Source organism: Levilactobacillus huananensis (assembly GCF_003946145.1).
Lineage (GTDB): Bacteria > Bacillota > Bacilli > Lactobacillales > Lactobacillaceae > Levilactobacillus > Levilactobacillus huananensis.
In genome coordinates this window covers 76,461-97,097 of sequence record NZ_RHOC01000002.1, presented here as the reverse complement: position 1 = coordinate 97,097, position 20,637 = coordinate 76,461, and the positions used below count along the sequence as shown (strand labels likewise).

The 20,637-nt window shown below is 47.4% G+C and carries 19 protein-coding genes; 5 read left to right on the top strand and 14 right to left on the bottom strand.

Annotation, left to right across the window (positions count from 1 at the left end):
• The first annotated feature begins 14 nt into the window (after positions 1–14).
• From EKM71_RS02510 to EKM71_RS02495, 4 genes are all read left to right on the top strand, one after another.
• Complete coding sequence (locus tag EKM71_RS02510) at positions 15–482, top strand: HIT family protein (RefSeq protein ID WP_125573105.1); 468 nt, start codon at positions 15–17, stop codon at positions 480–482.
• 245 nt (positions 483–727) lie between these two features.
• Positions 728–1,183 carry a universal stress protein gene (locus tag EKM71_RS02505; protein WP_125573104.1) on the top strand — a complete coding sequence of 152 codons (456 nt, stop codon included), beginning with the start codon at positions 728–730 and terminating at the stop codon, positions 1,181–1,183.
• 190 nt (positions 1,184–1,373) lie between these two features.
• The gene (locus EKM71_RS02500; protein ID WP_125573103.1) at positions 1,374–2,207 is read left to right on the top strand and encodes a hypothetical protein; all 834 of its coding nucleotides are present in this window, start codon (positions 1,374–1,376) and stop codon (positions 2,205–2,207) included.
• Positions 2,208–2,439: 232 nt separating this feature from the next.
• Entirely contained in the window at positions 2,440–3,330 is an 891-nt protein-coding gene (locus tag EKM71_RS02495) for an RluA family pseudouridine synthase (protein WP_225417977.1), read from the top strand.
• A gap of 407 nt (positions 3,331–3,737) precedes the next feature.
• On the opposite strand, the gene EKM71_RS02490 is transcribed toward EKM71_RS02495, so the two are convergent.
• The 5 genes from EKM71_RS02490 to EKM71_RS02470 form a co-directional block, all read right to left on the bottom strand.
• Entirely contained in the window at positions 3,738–4,163 is a 426-nt protein-coding gene (locus tag EKM71_RS02490; protein ID WP_125573101.1) for a cytidine deaminase family protein, read from the bottom strand.
• 556 nt (positions 4,164–4,719) lie between these two features.
• Positions 4,720–6,042, bottom strand: coding sequence for a signal transduction protein (locus EKM71_RS02485; protein ID WP_125573100.1), 1,323 nt, complete (start codon positions 6,040–6,042; stop codon positions 4,720–4,722).
• A 4-nt stretch (positions 6,043–6,046) separates the two neighbouring features.
• Complete coding sequence (locus tag EKM71_RS02480; RefSeq protein WP_125573099.1) at positions 6,047–7,375, bottom strand: sensor histidine kinase; 1,329 nt, start codon at positions 7,373–7,375, stop codon at positions 6,047–6,049.
• 12 nt (positions 7,376–7,387) lie between these two features.
• Positions 7,388–8,146 (bottom strand): response regulator transcription factor, encoded by a 759-nt coding sequence (locus EKM71_RS02475; RefSeq protein ID WP_191986156.1) that lies wholly within the window; start codon positions 8,144–8,146, stop codon positions 7,388–7,390.
• A gap of 492 nt (positions 8,147–8,638) precedes the next feature.
• Positions 8,639–9,064, bottom strand: a complete 426-nt coding sequence (locus tag EKM71_RS02470; protein ID WP_125573097.1) for a hypothetical protein — start codon at positions 9,062–9,064, stop codon at positions 8,639–8,641.
• Positions 9,065–9,137: 73 nt separating this feature from the next.
• On the opposite strand from EKM71_RS02470, the gene greA reads away from it, so the two are divergent.
• A complete protein-coding gene (gene greA, locus EKM71_RS02465) occupies positions 9,138–9,626 on the top strand; it encodes a transcription elongation factor GreA (protein WP_125573096.1) in 489 nt (162 codons plus the stop codon).
• A gap of 139 nt (positions 9,627–9,765) precedes the next feature.
• On the opposite strand, the gene alsE is transcribed toward greA, so the two are convergent.
• The 9 genes from alsE to tkt form a co-directional block, all read right to left on the bottom strand.
• A complete protein-coding gene (gene alsE, locus EKM71_RS02460; RefSeq protein ID WP_225417976.1) occupies positions 9,766–10,455 on the bottom strand; it encodes a D-allulose 6-phosphate 3-epimerase in 690 nt (229 codons plus the stop codon).
• 13 nt (positions 10,456–10,468) lie between these two features.
• Positions 10,469–11,572, bottom strand: coding sequence for a PTS fructose transporter subunit IIC (locus EKM71_RS02455; protein ID WP_125573094.1), 1,104 nt, complete (start codon positions 11,570–11,572; stop codon positions 10,469–10,471).
• A gap of 19 nt (positions 11,573–11,591) precedes the next feature.
• On the bottom strand, positions 11,592–11,915 hold the full coding sequence (locus EKM71_RS02450) for a PTS fructose transporter subunit IIB (RefSeq protein WP_057879005.1): 324 nt from the start codon (positions 11,913–11,915) through the stop codon (positions 11,592–11,594).
• 16 nt (positions 11,916–11,931) lie between these two features.
• Positions 11,932–12,384 (bottom strand): PTS sugar transporter subunit IIA, encoded by a 453-nt coding sequence (locus tag EKM71_RS02445; RefSeq protein WP_125573093.1) that lies wholly within the window; start codon positions 12,382–12,384, stop codon positions 11,932–11,934.
• A gap of 14 nt (positions 12,385–12,398) precedes the next feature.
• A complete protein-coding gene (locus tag EKM71_RS02440; protein WP_125573092.1) occupies positions 12,399–12,830 on the bottom strand; it encodes a PTS sugar transporter subunit IIA in 432 nt (143 codons plus the stop codon).
• Positions 12,827–14,323, bottom strand: a complete 1,497-nt coding sequence (locus EKM71_RS02435; RefSeq protein ID WP_125573091.1) for a BglG family transcription antiterminator — start codon at positions 14,321–14,323, stop codon at positions 12,827–12,829. Before EKM71_RS02435 ends, EKM71_RS02440 begins: the two co-directional genes overlap by 4 nt.
• Positions 14,324–14,504: 181 nt before the next feature.
• Positions 14,505–16,562 carry a BglG family transcription antiterminator gene (locus EKM71_RS02430; protein WP_164504700.1) on the bottom strand — a complete coding sequence of 686 codons (2,058 nt, stop codon included), beginning with the start codon at positions 16,560–16,562 and terminating at the stop codon, positions 14,505–14,507.
• A 279-nt stretch (positions 16,563–16,841) separates the two neighbouring features.
• A complete protein-coding gene (gene ptsP / locus EKM71_RS02425; RefSeq protein WP_125573089.1) occupies positions 16,842–18,566 on the bottom strand; it encodes a phosphoenolpyruvate--protein phosphotransferase in 1,725 nt (574 codons plus the stop codon).
• 21 nt (positions 18,567–18,587) lie between these two features.
• Positions 18,588–20,612 (bottom strand): transketolase, encoded by a 2,025-nt coding sequence (tkt, locus tag EKM71_RS02420; protein ID WP_125573088.1) that lies wholly within the window; start codon positions 20,610–20,612, stop codon positions 18,588–18,590.
• Between the last annotated feature and the right edge of the window lie 25 nt (positions 20,613–20,637).

Genomic DNA, 20,637 nt, shown 5'->3' with positions numbered 1-20,637 from the left:
TGAGGTCGATGATCATGCAAAATAACTGCTTAATTTGTCAGCGCATTGCCCTGATTAAAGCGCATAAGAACCCTTATTTTGTGAAAGAATTAGCCACGGGTTACGTGGTTTTAGCGGATACGCAATACTTTCGGGGGTATACCTTGTTTCTAGCCAAAGAACATGTCACCGAGCTTCATTTAATGCCCCCCACACTTAAGGACCAGTTCCTAAAAGAGATGAGCTGGGTCTCAGAAGCCTGTTCTATCGCATTTAGAGCCGACAAGATGAATATTGAAATGCTAGGAAATGGTGATTCCCATGCCCACTGGCATATTTTGCCGAGACATCATGGTGACACGCCACAACCTGGGCCTATCTGGTGGGTTGATCCTGCTATTATGTATGCGGATGATACCACCCCTGCCCCTAACGACTTGCTAGAAATGAAGATTAACCTTAATCACGCCATTGATGAGGTTCTCAAGAAATACTCTCGTTAGAAAAGCGGACAACGTCAAGAAAACCACTAACATCAGTCACCCAAGCCTTGGTTAAAATGAAATGAGTCACAGATGGTCTTACGCAACTTTTGTTATAATTTTTTCAAACTAAGGGCACCCCCTAGTTCCAGCGTTTTCATCCCTTTTCATACGGGTTTCTCGGAATTAATTACTTACACTCTGCGAAATTAATGATATAGTATAGGTAAAGTTTTAACATGACTCGTGAAGGGGTGGCATTCCATATGTTACAACAATACAAGAACATTCTGGTTCCCGTTGACGGTTCCAAAGCAACCCAACCAGTCTTAGAAAAGGCAATTGAAGTCGCTAAACGCAACCAAACCCATCTTGATATCTTAAATGTCCTTGAAGTTAACCAATTCAGCGACACTTATGGTGGTGCTGTGAGTGGTGACGTCATTTACAAGCTTTCTGAGGACGTTCAGGAACGGCTTGATGGCTTGAAGCAACAAGCTATCAACGCCGGTGTGACTGACGTCAGTATCCACGTTCGTTTCGGTAATCCTAAGCCGGTTATCGCACGAGAGTTCCCAGCGGACCACGGTTCCGAATTGATTGTCATTGGGTCAACTGGATTGACCGCCGTTGAACGTTTAATGGTTGGTTCTGTAACCAACTATGTTAGCCGTTCTGCCATCTGCGACGTCTTAATCGTTAAGCCAACTAAACTTAAATAAACAACTCATCCTACACCTTCATGGTGTGGGATTTTTTTGTGGTCATTTACAATAATCGCCCTCTGAACAGGATCATTAAATAGGACTATAATAACTTACTGTAGATAACAATCTATGGCCCGAATCGGAGCGGGTCCGTCTCATTATTTCTAGGAAAAGTCATCCCTCGTGATGACAGGAGGAGTTAACTATGAACAACCTACTTAGGGGGTCTCTGGCCCTGGCGATTGGTCTTATCGGTCTAACCGGCAGTCTGACCACGGCCCAAGCGGCTACCAAATCACCATACTTGGATGTCACCCATTCGATGGTCCGCTACGTTCAGCTCAAGAAGAACCTTTACATCGGCGCTCAGAAAAAGTCGGGGAAGACTTTCAAACGCGTTCAGAGTAAGAAGGGAACCATTGTTGAGATTGGCGGAATGGGTTACCACAGAAAGCATCAAACTGGTTACTGGATCGTCAATGCTGACTTTACCAACGTCCCCAATCACTATAATCGCATCAAGAACCTGAGGTATAGCCAGCATGTTTCCATCCCGCTTAAAAAGTCTGATTTTAAAATTGTCAACCTGGGAGCCAACCCAATCCTGTATCAGGCCGGTACCGGGTTCAAGCCTGTGCCGAATAGCACGATATTTACCTCACCAGCCGCTTTCTACTTAACATTGGACCACTATGTTCAATACTACAGTGCGGCTAAAATGAAGAAACTGACGCCCGGTGGCGCCGACGAATCTGTCTCAGGATTCGACGTTTGGAAGCCATCGCACTCAGTCAAGGCCTATAAAGTGACCACTCAAGGCCGAACAACGCGAGTCTACACCCATCGAGCCATCAAGGGATTGCCTAACAAGCGCCTTGCTCACAACAACTATCGCTTGACCATCAAGGATTTGAATCGTCACACCGGCCGGGGCTTCTTCCCATTTGAAGACGGCTACTACGCATCTGCCGACTGGTCAAACTACAAGGTCAACGGCAACCCGTTCTTCTCTGGTTTTACCGATCTGTCCTATGACTAATTCGTTCCGTGGTTCAGAACCGGCAACACTTGTCTTTGCTTTGGATTACTGTTAATTATCATAAAACACAAACGATCAGTCCCCCCTGTTAAACAACACGGCGTGTGACTGATCGTTTTTTTGGCCCCTCTTTTGACTCTCAAATGGTATGATGGTTGGTAATTAAGTAGGCTTGCCTTCCTTGATGGCACCTATCATCAACGTTTAAAATACGCAACTCAAGAAAGAGATGATGGCCTTGCACTGGACCTATACACGCACTCTCCCCCCAACTCAAATAGTCCGTTCTCTGCGCGATCAGCTGACGGCCTGGTTACTGCCGAGTCACCTGGTACATGATCTACGCATTAATCAACGGGTCCTCGTCAATGGCAGTTACCGATCGATGAACCAACTCATCACGCCCGGCGACATTGTTCAAATGACCTTTGTCCCCGATGACTTTAAAGAACCCTTTCCGGAGGTCGACCCTGACAGTGCCGCCACCGTGGCCGTCATTTATGAAACGGCGGATCTCATTATTGTCAACAAGACTCGGGGCAGTAAGACTCATCCTAATCAACCCGGCGAACGGGGGACAACTCTGAATCACGTCGCTGCTTATCTGGGAGACGAGCAGCCTGGGCCTTATATTCTGAGCCGACTAGACCAGGAGACTACCGGCGCCTTGATGATGACCAAGACCCCTGCCGTCGTCCCTATCATGGTCCGCAACATTGCCGAAAAACGGGTTCAGCGCACCTATTTAGCCTGGGTCGCTGGTCACCTTTCTGGGAAAGGCACGTTTGACGCGCCCATCGGCAGAGACCCCCAGGATCGCCGTAAGCGTCAAGTTAATGGCGTCCATCCACAGAGAGCCGTCACCCATTACGCCGTCTTAGACGAGCAACCAGGGGCCACTCTGGTCAAATTACAGCTAGAGACCGGCCGAACTCACCAGCTTCGCGTTCACTTGGCGGCCAGTGGTCATCCCTTGATCGGCGATCCCCTCTACGGTGTGACGTCTAAGACGCGCCTACGACTCCACTGTTGGCAGTTAACCTTTCCCACTCCCTTTGCCACCGATAACCAATTAACGACCATAACAGCCCCTGTGCCTAGCGATTTTGATGTGCTCAACTGAACTTATCAATAAGTCAGCATAATCGTCAAATTTCTTACGATAGAGACGATTGCCACTGTTAACCACTGAAATCAGTTATACTCTAGGCAGTTGGTATCACTAGGGGGGATTCGATGCGCTGGCAACAAAAGAGTGCCCTGATTATCCTTACGGGACTGTTAGCCATCTTATTAATCTGGGGAATCTTCAATCTTCTTCGATAATCACCATTAATAGACCAGCTCAATAACCCCCAAATACGGGTTATCGAGCTGGTCTTCTATTACTTTAGAAATAACAAGGTTTTCTAGACGTCACCGGGTGCCCTTGTTAAGGGCCTCCTCCGGATAGTTTTTACCGGATTCACAAGCATCGTCCATTAATAAGCGGGAAGTTTGCCTATTCAGCAAACTTCCCGCTTATTTGGTCTAATCTGATTCTGGTTTTACCGATGTTCCCCACCAATGAGGCATCAGCTCACCCAGGGTTAAGGTCTCTCGTTTTGCATAATCCACCATTATTTGCATCTCTTGATTGGCTTGGTTATATTGCATGAAAGCCTCACGACAGGCGCCACAAGGCATACCGCCATTACCTTTGGGTGGCGTATCTCGAAAGGCAATCAGTCGCTGCACCTCGGTTTCACCACTATCCATATACATTTGAAGTAGGGCAACCCGTTCCGCACAGAGGTTCAAGACGCCAGACAATGCTTCGACACAGTATCCAGTATAGATTTTCCCGGATTTGCTTTGTAGCGCACAGACCACGTTGTGCGTATAGATAAACTCATTCACCGCCGTGGGATGATAGTATGGCTTGGCAGCTTGATACAGGTCTTCCCAGATAGCCATCTTCACTCACCGTTCTTTCTTCAGTCATCATTAGCAATCTTAACAACACCATAGACCGTCAGCGCTAAGACACCTTCGTCGCACAGGCTCTCAACCTAAACGTCCACATCAATTAAAATGATCGTCTGGACTAAAAACACCTAGCTTTGCCTTTCGCTGGGGATCAAAAAAACCGGAGTAACCACGCTCCGGCTCCCAGTTAGTAGCTTTGAGTCGCAACGTTTTCACCGTTTGTAGTCAGGAAATCGCTGTTCTCTCAGACTTGCTAGACCTCAATATGTAATCTTTATTGAGCAACTCTACCCAATTAGGTTGGGAACCTAATCGAGCCATTAAAGTAACTCTCATCATGACGGTAAGGGCCACTTCACAAAGTTGAGAATCCGTAAAACTTCCTCATTTTACGACTTCCCTGAAGGATTGATTGGTATTACATTCATTAAGTATAGCAGACGGGACTATAATTGCAAGCGTTTTCAGGAATGAAACGATAACTGTTTTCTGGTGAAACCCACCAACCTGTTGACCCGACTTTGTGAATGGCTCAAGCCTTGGGCTATCCTTTGGGTAAGGCCACCGTCAATTGTCCCCAATGCCGCTTTAGCTTCAAGGTGCTCGTCGCATTCGTTGGTACAACTCGCTGCAAACGCGACAAATCTAACTCCGCCTGAGCGCTTTGAACATGGGCCTGGCCGCCAACTTGAGCATCATCCGGGACAGGAAAGGTTACTTTGAAACGAATCATTTGTGCTGTCTCTTCCAAGTCCAGTGTCACCACGGCTGGCGTCAGATGCTTCACCCCTTCAAACAGTGGGGGCAGTGTCCGGTTCAATAACGTCCCTACCAGTTTAAGGGTCGTAATGGTCGCCGTCAACGGCTCTGGAACCTTGATAAACAGCTGAACACCGGCCTCCTGCGCCACCAAATAGTTATGGTAAACGTCGAAGCGCAAGCCATCACCAGGAATATTGGTCAGATCATCAATCGTCAATTCCGCCGCATCACTGGTCTCCCAGCCCGAACGAATGTCGATATAGAGTTGCCGAAATCCCTCGTAATCTTGATCCTCGAGATAACCTCCTAATCCCAACAACATGTTTTGGTAGTCGTGGCTGAACTTGCGAATAGCCGCCATTTGCCGGTTTAGCTCATGCGTATACTGTTCACGAAATTCCTGTTGTTGGCGTTGTAACTGCGTGTGTTCCTCTTGTAAATGGGTCAGCATCAACATATAAGTACTTAAAGAGAGACCAATCAGTAGTGTCCCCGCCACCCCCGTCAAGAAGATCAGATAGTGGTCAGAATCGGCCAATTCTTGCAGGGAGTACTCGAAGAGAATGTACACCAGCGCAATCCCGGTCATAAAGATCAAGAAGAGATACTCCATGGACCGGCCCAATGTGGCCTGAATGAGGTTTTCCATTGGCGCTCGCGTCAACCATAACCCCATCGCCAGCAGGGTAAACAAGACAGCATCGATCGTCATTTCCGTTAACGTCCCCCACCAACTGGTCGCAAAACTCAGGCTAGTGAGCCAGATGATACCATTCAACACCACCATATCGACGAATTCCGTCAAGAGGTACGCCATAATGGTCACGTCAATAAAGGCGGGTAAATACTGCCACTGTTTGTCCTTGCCGAGAAGGGCCACCTCGATAACTAGCATGACCACCACCGCCAGTGCCCCTAGTAATGAACTCCGCGCGGTGAAAGGGTTGACGATATCCAGGAAGGTAAAGCCAACGGCCATCCCCGCACAGTAGGTGAGAAAATGTTTCTGCCGGAGTTCTGGAAACCAGTAGTATTGAAAATAGATAAACCAAAAAATTAGCATGAAGTCTGCGACCGCAAAGCTCCAGATGCTCACTGTAATCATGTGCTCACCTCCCTGGCTTGGTTAAAATCACGGTAAAGTACAACATGCCGCGTTTCAAGGCCACCTGTAGGGCAGCGTTCTCGGTTCGATCAATCAATTCCTTCACGGTGCTGAGCCCCTGTCCGTGGCCATTCCCCTTGGTGGTGTAGCCGGCCTTCAGAAAATGGTTAATCTTCGGCGGATTAGTCGTTGAGACCGGATTAGCCACCGTGATTTCATAGGAACTCGGGTACACCAGAAAAGCACAGTGAATGTCGGAACGATCGCCCACAACTGGTGCTTCAATCGCGTTATCCAATAGAATCCCCACAATCCGTAACAAATCCATACTGGTCATAGGAAGACTGACGATGGCCTCTGGAATCTCCAGATGAAGGTCTCGGCCTTGATTCTGAGCCGCCAGAATTTTCTGAAACAACAGACTTTTTAAGGCAGGGTCCCCGAGTTGCTGAAGGCCATCTGCCTCCAGCCCGGCCAAGTGACTCGTGGCTTGCCAGCGATTGTTGAGAGTCTCGTAATATGCCGCCAGACCGTCATAATCCTCGGCATCCAAATAATCTCCAAGTTGAAGCATCTGTTTCTGATAGGTTTGCTTAAACTGACGAATGGCCTGGACCTGATCGGAGATTCGCCGGTCATAACGCGTCCGCAATAGCGTTTTTTGATACTTCGCCCGCATACGTTGCCGGGAGAAAAAACTCTGAAGAAAGCCAAAGAGACTCGCCGAGATCAGGAGTACCATCACCAATTCAATGCTGAGGGAAAACGTCAGCATGGCATGTGAAATTTTCAGGTGGTGAATGATGAGCGACGACATCTCCGCCAGCACCGTGAGGCTGGCTAGCATGGCCATAACCGTCCACTGTTCCTTACGACTCAACGCTAATTTGGTCAGGTTCCCAGGCTGAATGTGCATTCCTGAAACGGCTAATGAGATCAGGGTATAGATCACCAGCTGAAAAAGTAGCCGACCCGCGATGGTTGGTGCCGCGTCCGCAACGCCTAGGCCCCAAAGCTCTACCGTTACTTGTCGGGCCACATCGTTAATCAAGACCACCACTAAGAAGATCACAATAGTGGCATTGACAAAAATCAACGCCAAATGTCGCCGGTGCCGAATCAAATAGACTAAGGCACTGATCGGCGGAATAAAGAGACTCCACGGCTCCCCAATAAAGGCTGGGATCAGGGCCCAGCCTACCCATTTCAGAGGTAGTTTCCAATTTTGGGGCCGGATAAGCCCGATCCACGTCGTGAGAAACCACTGCATGGTCATTGCCAACACGAAATTTGTCCAAAATTGACGTCCAAAGACTTGTAGTACGGCGTCCATCACTGCACCCTCTTAAGATTTTAAATGCTTCTGTACCAACGTTTTCACCTCGTGAAAGCGACGAGTCGCGACGTCTGTCTCATCCCCATTAGGAAAAATCAATCGGCGGTTCTCTGAATCAATCCCACTGACATTGTCGAGATTCACCAGAAAACTCTTGTCAGTTCGGTAAAGATCCGGATACTGGTCAGCAATGTCCTTTAGAAATCCTGGAAACTCCACTAACTGATTGGCCGCGTGTACGGTCACTTTGTGGGGAGTCTCCGCAGTAGCCACAAAGTACACATCGCCCATGGGTAAGCTAAAACTTCGGCCAGCAATGCTATAACTAAAGAGATTTTCGGTATTTCCGAGATAATTCGTGTAGCGCTGATAACCGTAGTCGATGTTCTCACGGAGCTTCTGGTCAATCTGAGTGCGTCCCAAATCCTTGACGACAAAGTCCATCGGTTCTACTTTCCGTTCAAAGGTAAGTAGCGCCATTTCGGAATGTGTGGTGACAAAAACAATTTCAGCAAAACCTAGAAGTTTTCTAATGGCAATCGCCGTCTCCAGACCACTCGTCTTCTCTGCAGGAAATTCAATATCAAGAAAGAACAAGGCATACGCCGGCGGATCCGCTTTCAGTGTGTTTAAGAGTTCCTGCGGGCTGGGCGTGGCGAGATTAACGACCATGTCATACTCATTAATCATGATGTAACGTTTAATCACGTCGCTGTAGTGCTGTAATTGTTCCGGATTATCTTCACACAAATACACAGCTAACACCATCTCACACCCTTTCAACTAAACCGGCACTGTATCTATCACCCACTAATATATATTGAATCGCGATGACTTGCAATCGTTTTACTCATGCAAAAAAGGAACCATCCCCTCTGATGGTCCCCATTCCGCATGGATTATTTAATTTGGTGCTGGCCAAATTAGCACTCCCCCAAGTTCTAATTAAGTCATCAGATACTGCTATATACTTACTCTTCAGTCACTGCTGAAAGTCTTGTTACTAGCCATCCTAAGCATCTGACAAAGATTGCGTTCTACCAAGCCGCCATGTCATTAGATAATCTTAAATACGACCCAATCAATATCCCCCAAATATCGTGTTAATCACGCATACTTTAATTGATTGATTCGCGAAATCAGTTTCCGTAAAACTGACCCCTTCCAACTGTTATCACTTTACCATGTTCTTAACTTATCAGCCGTTAAATAGCAAAAACGTCAATATTTGCACGTTAATGCCCCCGAAATCAGCACAATTTAATTGTGTCGTAGCGAATAAGTCACGTACCCACCCAAGATTAAGGGACCCACGAAGGCAACTACAATGTCGATTACCCCCCGCCAGTACCACTTCAAAGCGGTCTTGGGTGCTGCGGCCAACCGCGGTTCGCGCTGGGACTTGCCCATCTTTTCATAGATCGAAGCCGTCTCATCGGCTGACTGACGCCGGCGTTTACGTTTACGCCGAATCGTCGGGGCCTTGACGTCACGGTTATCTTCTAAAATTACCCACTTGGCAAATGGAAAACATAACCAACTAACTAAAAAATACCAGTCAGCGCCGGTGATACCCGGCATCAGCCGCCACTGGGCATAGTTCAAATGCCCAAGAAGGGCAATGATGAGGACGATGACCAAGCCAACCCCGGCTTGACGTAACCAGTATGATCCCTTAATTTTCATAGCTATCCACCTTTCCTTTTCCGGTAAAACTGTTATAGACTAGAATTAAATGTATGTAATGAGGTGTTCTATTATGGCAGATTCACGAGACTTCAATCCCATCACTGCAGCGGGTTATCATCACATCGAAGACGAAATCGCCGCCTTACAGGCGGACCGGCCAACTAAGATTGCGGCCTTAGCGGAGGCTCGTGCTCACGGTGACCTCTCTGAAAATGCAGACTACTCAGCCGCTAAACGCGATCTACGGCATCTGGAGAGTCGCCTACGTTTTTTGAACAAACAACTCCAGTACGCTCGTGTCGTCACTCCCAGTGCGGACCCCACCGTAGAGCTGGGAAAATGGGTCACCCTGCGCTTCGTTGATGATGAAGCACTGGAAACCTACCAACTCGTTGGCACGGCTGAAGCCGATCTCGATGCGGGTAAAATTACCCGCATCTCACCACTGGGCAAAGCACTCATGGGGCATCAAGCCAATGATACCGTCACGGTTCATGCCCCCAATGGTTCTTATCAGGTAATCCTACTCACAGTCGGCCTTAACCCACCAGAACAATAGATCCAGTATACCATGAAAAAAAGACCAGTCGTGGTCGGTTTTTCCTTAAAATTCTGAACAACAAAGAGAGCTACCAGACGGGTCACACCCGTTCTAGTAGCTCTTTTCATTTTCCCAATGCTCTCAATGTCTGTGTCTTCTATTCCGTAACAGGAATACCTGTGGCATCGTAGAAGTTCTTGGTCATTTCGTTCCAGGAATCTTCGATGTTGTCTTCCAAACCAAAGAGTCCGCTCCGACCGATAATGTAAATGTCAGGATCGGCATCGTGAATTCGCTTGAAGGACTTCCGGTTAGAGGAACCATCCATTTCGATTTCGTAGCCGTAACCATTTTCAGCCCGCAACTGACGAAGTTGCTTAATCTTTTCCAAAGCAGAAGCCACAAACTTTTGGCCAGCAAAACCAGGATCGACTGTCATAATGGTGATTTTGTCGACATCAGCGATATAAGGCAGGATCTCAGAAATCTGAGTTTCTGGATTCAAGACGACCCCGGCCTTTAAACCAGCCCGGTGAATCTTGTCGATCATCCGGAAGGCGATCCCATTAGCCCGTTCGGCTGGGAAGCAAATCACTTCACAATTAACCTTAATGAGTTCATCAACCCAAAAGGCGGGGTCTTCAACCATTAAGTGTGCGGAAATAGGGGTATCTGAAACGGTTCTAACCTGTTCGATAAACCAAGGTGACAGCGTCAGATTGGGCACAAACTTACCGTCCATAATGTCCACGTGGAAGGAATCAACCTTGTCACTCAAGAAACTAATTTCTTCATTGAAATTCTTTAGATTCATCGTCATCAATGATGGTGCAAACTTTACGTTCAATTCAATTACCCTCCTATGAAATCTGAATGTCGTCCATATTCAATTCAGCTTCGCTACTGGTATCTTCTTCCTCTTCTTTTTCATCAACGGGAACTGGCTTCTTCAAAAGAGCCAGTGCTGTCCCAGTGACAAGGATGTTCGCAACTAATCCGATAATGAAGCCCATTGGCTTAGTCATCGTTGGAATAGCTAACAAACCACCGAATGGCACTTTACTGTTAGCACTGAAGTACATTGAGATAGCCCCACCGACGGCACCACCGATACCAGTGGCAACCACACAGCGAACAATATCATTTAAGACAATCGGCAGAACCCCTTCAACAATTTCGAAGATCCCCATTGGAAAGGCAGTCTTGATAGTCTCAACTTCAACCTTATTGTAAATATTCTTGCGGAACAGCTTGCCAATGAAGTAGGCAGCCGTGAAGCCTAATGGTGTTGCCATATTAACCAGGATTAACGCCGTAATGGGTTCGTTAACACCGGAGGCTTGCATCGTCAGGACAAAGGCAAAAACCGTCTTGTTAATTGGGCCACCATAATCAACACTGGCTAAGACCCCAATCATTAAGCCATAGAACAGCTTGGACGTGTTGTTTAACGTCCCTAAGTAATGCGTCAACCAAGTCGTGAACCAACCAATTGGTCCCCCGATAATGTAAATCATAATCAGACAGCCAATGAATGACGCTAAGAAGGGCACAATCAGCATTGGCATTAACCCGTTGGCCCAGGTAGGTAACTTGACATACTTTAAAATGGCTAAAACTAACCAACCGGCAATAAACCCACCGATTAACCCACCGATAAATCCGGCACCAATCTGTTGTGCAGCTAAACCAATCACTAGACCTGGAGCAATCCCTGGCTTGTCAGCGATTGAGAAGGCGATCCCGGTAGAAATGATCATCGGTAAGATGCCTAAGCCGGCACCACCCATCGTTGACAAAGCATCCCAAAATGAGAAGGACTTCGTCAAGTCAGCAGAGGAACTCCCACCGAATGCCATCCCAATGGCAATCATGAACCCAGCACCACAAACCACTGGGATTAAATATGAAATCGCCGTCAATAAATGATTCTTCAACCGTAACTTTTTGAATGCGCTTTTCATCATCTATACCTTCTTCTTTTTAAGCGTTTTGACGTTGCTTAATAACTTGGGCAGCCTTTTCCATCAATTTATTAGGTGACTTAATGGCAATATCGGTAGGAACCGTCATCTTCGTAATCTTGTCGAATCGTTCCATTCCCTTGATCTTGACATCGATAGCCAAGATAGCAATGTCAGCATCGGCAATGTCTTCTGGCGTTAATTCATTTTGTGTCCCGATAGTGCCTTGGGTTTCCAAGTGAATGTCGTAGCCCGCCTTCTCAGCGGCCTTTTCGAGTTTTTCTTGCGCAATATAAGTGTGCGCGATACCAACAGTACAAGCACAAACACCAACAATTTTCATGATTAAATCCTCCTATTTATTCAAATGCAACAATGACTTCGTCAACACTCTGAGCAGCCTTCAAGCTCTCAAGAACGTCATCGTCCCCGAGTTTCTTAGCAAACTCAGACAACATCTTGAGATGATCTTGCGCGCCTTCCGTTGAATCCGTGACAGCGAATAAGATAACGATAGAAATCTTTTCGTCATCCAAGCTTTCCCATTCAACGGGCGTCGTCAGAGTGGCGATGGCGACGGCGGGTTCCGAAACACTCACGCTACGACCATGAGGGATGGAAACGCCATTCCCAATACCGGTCACGCCTTCGGATTCGCGGACGTAAACGTCCTTCAAGAACCCGGCTTCGTCACTCACCTTGCCCGCTAAGGCCAGTTGGTGAATCAATTCCTTTAAAACTTCATCTTTACTTTTTGCCGAACTGTTAACGACAATTGCATTAGGATCTAACGCTTCCTCTACTACGGTCATAGTTTCTCTCCCTCTCAAATCTCTATGGTATTTGCCGCCGTTGGTTCCCCTTCAAACAGGGAATCTGCAACGTCACTGTCCGCCAACTGGCGAACAAAATCAGTAATTCTTAGTAATTGATCCTGTCGCGCATCCTTTGCCAGTAACAACATCACAAGTCCCACAACCTGATGGCCAGCGTCATCCCAAACAATCGGAAAACGCTTACAATTAACTAACAAGATCTTAGATTGCTTAATGACCTCGCTTTGGCAATGTGGCATGGCTACTCTCTTGGTAATTAACGTTTCCGCTAATCGTTCTCTCTCTTCTAATGCCGCCACAGCAACTTCGGGTTCCGTAATCACAGCTTGATCACCAAGTATCCGGCAAACGCGATCGAATAACTGTGTTTTGGTTAAGTGACGCTCAACTAAGACAGCTTGGGTTTCTCGACTAGCTTTCATTTGGTCGCCCCAGAAAGTTTAGTGACAACTTTTCTAATGGCGGCTTGGTCTCTGGCACTAAATAACGCACTGACCACAATGACTGGAATCACCTGTTCATCCCGAATGGGAACGGTCGAGATGATGAAATCAACCCCCGAATACTGTTGGCGATTGACTTGATATTGCCGCATCGACACCACATCATCAATCACCAATTCCGGTAAGTTTTTGCTAACTTTGACACGGAGTAATTCCGCCGTTCCAACCCCGGTTGTACAGGCAATCAAGATGTGCAGCGGTCGGGTAGACTGTTCAACGGCCCGCGCAAAGTAAATGCTAATAAAGGCACTTTCATCAACAGGAATTTTCGGGAGGTCGTAATCCAACGCGATCTTCTGAGATACTGTGCAAACGGCATTAAAGATTGCTGGATATTCCTGTTTAATCTGTTCGAGCAACTCGTTTGTGGCATGGATGCCATTCTCGAGCCGATTCAGCATCGGTCGAACGTGATTAATCAAATCGGGTAAAATTGTTTTCCCATCGATATCAATTTGCAGTAGTCGACTTACCTGGCGGACATAATCATCCGCAATGAGGATGGCCCGTTGGGGGACAACCTCTGTACGATCACTGAGATTTGTAATCCGTGACGACTCCAGATACTCGTAAATAAACGAGATTTCCGCTTGGGGTAAGTTGACGTGCGCATATTGTTCAATTCTATGGCTCAACACCTCCGCACAGTGTAACAATTCTTTATTCTGAGTAATGGTACCGGGAACTTGGTTAGCGGGCAGGGACCCTTTCTGGCCAACATTCCGATACCGGTTGATTAGAATGTAGATATGTGAGAAGAGGTTCACATCATATGGATAAGGAATCTCGATTTCTAAGTCCTTTTCAGCATCCCGAATCAGGTCAATGACGAAGTTTACGTCAACCTGATTCAAAGCAACCTCCGAGCGACTAAAGATATTATCGAAGTCGATGATTCCGGTCAGATCGGTCAACACAGAAATAGCTTGCCGAACTGCCAATTCATCGCCTTGAATCGAAGCTTTCCGATTGGTTCGTTGTAGCCGAAGTCCGTAGCGATCAAGCCACTGATTAATAATTTTTTCGTCATTACTAATCACTGAATCGCTTACATAAAAGTGTTCGTATAAGTACTGAACATCAATGGATCTTGGTGACACATAAAGTAAGCGAATCATGACCTGCTTTCGCCGCTTGCTGGGTGACAACGTATCCTCAGATAGCTTTGCGAGATCATGTTGGACGAACTGACCACTTTCATTCAATGAACGTGACCGGTTAATTTCAACGCCCTTCCCCTTTGCCGTGGTAATCAGCTGGGGGGCACCGACTTTCTCATTAATATGGGTGATGGCACGGTAGACGGTCTTGGGAGAAACTTCCAATTCTTCAGAGAGTTTCTTTGCCGTAACATAAGAATCTTGCTGGTAGAGCAGATTCATTAACTCACGATTAATGTCGGTTTTAACCATTTGACATGCTCCTTTCTACATAAATAATCATATCATCAGACCAGGTAAGCGCTTTCTTGACTACTGTCCAGTGCACTGGACATTTGACCGAAGCGATCTGACCATTGACCCGGCATGATATACAAAAAGGAACAGCCTCGGAATGGCTGTTCCCCCCATACGTCTTCATTGCTATCAATCGCTAAACCTGTTGCCTAGTGGATTTCCCAATGACCGCTTGTACATCTGATAAGTGACGGGCCGTGATCAACTTCTGAGAGAGCCCCTCGTCTTGAAGTAACGCCAACAGTTGGCTCAAGGCATGAACATGCGCATCTCTGTCCACTGAAGCCAGTCCAAATATAACCTGAAGCCGTTTAGATTGTCCATTTACCGTCATAGTAGTCGGCTTCTTCAAGATCAATAAGGACATGCCCAATTGATTGACACCATCTTCTGGTTTCGCGTGCGCAAGCATAACCCCCTCCTTAATCATCATGTAGGGCCCATTCTTCAAGGTAATATCGATGATCTGGTCCGCATATCTGGCCTCTACCGAGCTATCGCTCTCCAGTGGGGCCATCGCCGCGTGTACCGCAGTCTGCCAGTTTTCTGCCGTGTCGATGAGTTGAATATGGGACGTCGTTAGGAGGTCTGCCAATGATGGCCGATCACTAGGGGTTACCTTCGTCTCTGGTGGGACCTGTTGGAAGTAATCTCGCAGGCTCGCCGTGAGTCCTTCGAAGTCATCGACCCGCGCGTAATCCGTAATGATATCTAGAACTGCATGAACTAACTTGGTCTCGCGCGTATTATCCAGTAGTCCCAACTGGCGGAACTCCTGACTGAGTCGTTGGAAATCGCTGGAAGTCGGAATAGCTTGGACCCACAAGATCGGCACATCCCCCGTCGCTTCCATCTTGGCCGTGGTCAGCACCAGCTTGGGGGCACCATGCGTCAGATCCATCTTCTGAAATTCTTCCAAACTAAACGGTTGTGAAAAACTAATGCCGGGATACCGCGCTGAGAGTTGTTGATACAGGATCAAACTCGTTCCGATCCCACTAGTGCAGACCAGAATGACATCGGGTTGTTGTTCAGCATCGAGCCAATCTGGCGAAAGCCGTTTCACCTCACCCCCAAAGTACACGGCAATCAAAGCCAGTTCATCGCTAGATACTGGCGATCGCAAAAAATCTTCAAATGGTTTCAGCGCATACTTCGTTAGGCTCATCAGATAACTATATTCCAACTTCACATCTGTCAGATTGGCATTATGATACTGGACATTATATTTAATCCGAAAATACGTGGAGTACAGGTGGGTCGCTAGCGCCCCAAGAAAGGCGTCCGTCACTAAATCAATTCCAGAAACAGAACTGAAGCGTTGGGCGACTTCCTTGGTGGTCGTCAGGAGTTGCTTGCTGAATCGACCGTCCTCATTAACCTGTTGTAACTGACCCGCTAACAGAAGCTTTCTCAGATTACCAATCTCAGCTGGGGTGATACGTCCGTACTTGGCCAAGAGCGCCTCACACCACTGGCTATATTGATCCAACGGATAGTTACTAACACCCGTCAACTCACGCTCACGGTCTTGAATTCGGTCCAGTAACCAAGCGATATACCAGATTAAGAGCTGAGTGGCATCCCCGCTATACGAGTTTCCCGTATCAACTTGCAATTGTGTTAACCGCTCCGTAACGGTCTGCAGGCGCGGCAACTTTTGTATCTGCTGAATAATCAGTGGGTTCTGCTGGGCCAATTGTTGATAGACCCACTGTCGTTGTGAAACCTCACTTCCTACCAAAGCCTTACCATGACTGGTATTAATAACCTCCGTGTCGGCTGGTAGATTGGACGTCAACTCACGAAAATCCTTAATGATGGTATTCTTGGAGACTTCTAAGCGCTCTGACAGGTTTACCAAGGAGAGGTGTGGGTTATGCTGAATGAGTGCCCAGATAATCATTTGACGCCGCTCGTCGGCATTTAAGACGGGCCGTGCGTTGGCCTGGTTGTGTTCCTGTAGATCGTCTAGTGTCGATTGCGTCAGGAAGTACCCCCCTTGAGACAGGCGTTGAATATCATCCAGTCCCAGCGTCTTCAACGCACCATTGGTTTGCTTCAACCAGTAGAATACACTGCGCCGAGAGAGGCTCATCTTGTCTTCGAGATCAGCAACTGTTTTATACTTTTTGCCCTCGGCCAAAATGGAAACCAATAGGTTTATCTGACCCTTTTCACTAATATTTAGCATCATCTTACCTCATCAATTCTCCAAAATAACAATCCCTGTGACCGGTCCCATATTTCCCCTGAAACCGAGCCATCACCCTTTTAAGTCAGTTGCAGGGAGTCGAACCCTACAACCGATTGATCTAGAAACCTAATTGGTATTGATTGTACCACGCTGAATCCCGTTCAGCAGACCCAACGGTTTCGCACCACAGCATAAAACACGAAACGTATGACGCCAAAGACACTTGGCAGCCATACGTTTTGCAAAGATTATTCTTTTAAGATGAACGACTCGTGATTAAGCCTGAAGGTGCTTTTCCACGAGAGCCTTGACCTCTTCATTGGTCTGGCAGGTGGTGACTGCTTCGTCAACAACCTTAGCCCAATCAGTGGTGTCAATGTTCTTCATTTCACTCCGAACCCGTAGAACAGAGGTGGCACTCATCGAATATTCGTCGAGGCCCATCCCCATCAACAATGGGACGGCAATCTTGTCACCGGCCATTTCGCCACACATCGCCGCAATCTTACCTTCTTTGTGAGCGGCCTCAATAACCTTCTTGATCAGTCGCAGTAACGCAGGATTGTAAGGCTGGTAGAGGTAGGAAACGTGTTCGTTCCCACGGTCAGCAGCGAAAGTGTATTGAATTAAGTCATTGGTGCCAATGCTAAAGAAGTCAACTTCCTTAGCAAATTGGTCTGCAAAGACCGCAGAGGCTGGAATTTCAACCATCATCCCCAGCTTAATATCGTCCGCTACGGGAACGCCAGCGGCAACCAACTTGGCCTTTTCTTCTGTAAAGACCTTCTTGGCTGCACGGAATTCATCCAGCGTGGCAATCATTGGGAACATAATCCGAATCTCACCGTAGTGGGAAGCCCGGATCAGTGCCCGTAACTGAGTTCTGAAAATTTCTTGTCGGTCCAATGAAATCCGAATTGCCCGGTAACCCAGGAATGGATTCATTTCTTCAGGAAGTGGTAAGTATGGAAGATGCTTATCCCCACCAATATCCATCGTCCGAATAACCACGGGCTTACCCTTCATGGCCTCAGCCACAGACTTGTAGGCCTCGAACTGGTCCTCTTCGGATGGCAACTTATCACTGTTCATGTAAAGAAATTCGGTCCGGAACAAGCCAACGGCTTCGGCCCCGGCATCGACAACAGCTGCAACATCATCCGGTGTCCCAATATTAGCAGCAACTTCGAAATGCTTACCATCTTTAGAGACGGACGCCGCATCCTTCAATTTCCGCCATTCGGCACGTTCCTGAGCATATTGCTTAGCCTGTTCCTGATAGTGATGAACTTCATCCTTGTCGGGCGCAACCAACGCGAAGCCATCCAACCCATCCAAGACGAGGAGATCCCCATCTTGAACTTCTTTGGTGGCCTCTTCAGTCCCAACAACTGCTGGCACTTCCAAGGTCCGTGACATGATAGCTGAATGACTGGTCCGACCACCGAGATCCGTCAGGAACCCTTTAACAAACTGGGTATCCATCTGGGCAGTATCAGAAGGGGTCAAATCATGAGCAATCACGATGACGGGTTCGTTAATTAATGCTGGGTTAGGCAGGGCCTTCCCAAGTAAATGGCTCAAGACACGCTTCGTCACATCCTTAACATCGGCTGCCCGTTCTTGCATGTACTTGTTGTCCGTCATTCCCTCGAAGATGGCAATGAACTGGTCAGTGACCTCTTTCAAAGCCTCTTCAGCATTAATCTTCTGATCCTTAATGAGCTGTTCGATTTGACCAGTCATTTCAGGATCGGCCAGAATCGTCATATGTGCATCGAAGACTTCGGCTTCACTCTCGCCAAGGTTCTGCGCTGCCTTGTCGCGAATGACCTTTAAGTCATCTGTTGAGTCACTCATGGCTTGGGTGAGACGCTTGATTTCGGCGTCCACATCCGTCACTGACTTTTTCTTGAAGCTTAGGTCTGGGTCGACTAGGCGATAAGCCTTGGCGATCCCAATCCCATCACTTGCTGCAATACCTGTAATTCTCTTTGACATGTCTGCCTTCACCTCAAATGCTTATTCCGACTTCTTCCACAATTCTTCGTACTTTTTAACGATAGTCTCAGTGTTAAAGCCAAAGTGTTCAATAATGTCTGAACCCTTACCACTCAACCCGAAGGTATCGATTCCAATGTTGGCACCCTTTAAGCCGGTGTACTTGCCCCAGCCAAACGTACTGTCCATTTCGATCGAGATCCGCTTGTCAACCTTAGGTGACAAGACGGAATTCTTGTAGTCTTCACTCTGTTGGTCGAAGAGATCGACACTTGGCATAGAAACCACAGAGACATCGTATTGCTTCTCTCGTAATGCGACTTGGGCCTTCAGAGCTAATTGAACTTCGGAACCAGTGGCAATTAGGATACCATCTGAATCTTCATTCTTAGCAGGTGAGACCACATAGCCCCCACGAGCAACATCTTCTGGATGTGTTTGTTCCAGCAGAGGTAACCCTTGACGAGAAAGAACCAGAACCGTTGGCTTGTCAGTGGTGTTAGCGATCGTTTGCCATGCCCCTAACATTTCATGAGCATCGGCTGGACGAATCACGTTCACATTTGGAATAGCCCGTAAACCAGCCAATTGTTCAATTGGTTCATGGGTTGGGCCATCTTCACCGACGGCAATCGTATCATGCGTGAAGATGAAGGTAACGGGAAGTCCTTGTAAGGCAGCTAAACGAATAGCGGCCTTCATGTAATCGGAGAAGGTGAAGAAGGTTGACCCGTATACTCGGGAACCACCATGTAACGTCATCCCGTTCAGGGCAGTGGCTTCACCGAATTCACGAACACCAAACCAAACGTTGTCGTTAGCAGGCTCGTCAGGGTTAAAGCGACCTTCATTCTTCAATTGCGTCTTGTTACTTGAGAACAAATCCGCAGCCCCACCCCAGAAGTTCGGGTTGTACTTGGAGATTTGTTGCATCAATTCTGAATTGCTGACACGGGTGGCAACTTCCTTGCCAATCGTTTCATCACTCAACTTAACTTGGCTCATATCCAACTTAGGCCCAACTTCAGGTGTAAAGTCAGCAGCCAACTTAGGTTCGTTACGTTGGTAATTCGTGTAGAGTTCCGTCCAATCATGGTGAGCAGAGGTCCCACGTTCTTCAATACCTTGCTTGAATTGCGCGTAGGCGTCTTCAGAAACGGAGAATGGGGTCTGACTCCAGTGATAGAATTCCTTAGTCTTCTTGACGTTTTCGGCACCTAAAGCGGAACCATGAACCTTGTTCGTCCCAGCTTCTGGTGATCCATGACCAATTTCGGTCTTAACTTCAATGATCGTTGGTTGTGCTGAACGCTTAGCTTCGTTGATAGCATTGTTGATGGCGGCTAAGTCTTCCCCGTCTTCGACGAAGAGATAGTTCCAGCCAGCACCCTTGAAACGATAACTTTGCGTTTCTACAGAACCATTGGCCAACGGGCCATCCAACGTAATGTCGTTTGAATCATAGAGCACGATTAACTTGTTCAACTTTTCTTTACCAGCGATGTTGATGGCTTCTTGACTGATCCCTTCCATCAGGTCCCCATCACCAACGATTGAATAAGTCCAGTGGTCGATTAAATCGTAATCTGCCGTGTTGTACTTAGCTGCTAAATGCTTTTCAGCTAAGGCCATACCGACAGCCATACCGATCCCTTGGCCCAGCGGTCCAGTGGTTGCATCAACCCCTGGGGTATGACCATACTCAGGATGTCCTGGCGTTAATGACCCCATCTGCCGAAATTGCTTTAAGTCATCCATCTTAACTGCGTACCCACTCATGTGAAGTAAGCTGTAAAGTAAGGCTGAGCCATGACCTGCTGAAAGTACAAACCGGTCACGGTTGATCCAGTTAGGACGCTTTGGATCAGTCGTCATGTGGTAGTTCCATAAAACATAAGCCATAGGAGCGGCATCCAAGCACAAGCCTGGGTGTCCCGACTTAGCCTTTTCAATCATATCCACACTTAACATTCTTAAAGTATTAACAGCTAATTCGTCTTTCTCTGTGAAGTTCGCTTGAACTTCGCTTACGCCTGCGTTTGTCATTAACGATTACTCCTTATCCTTGGAC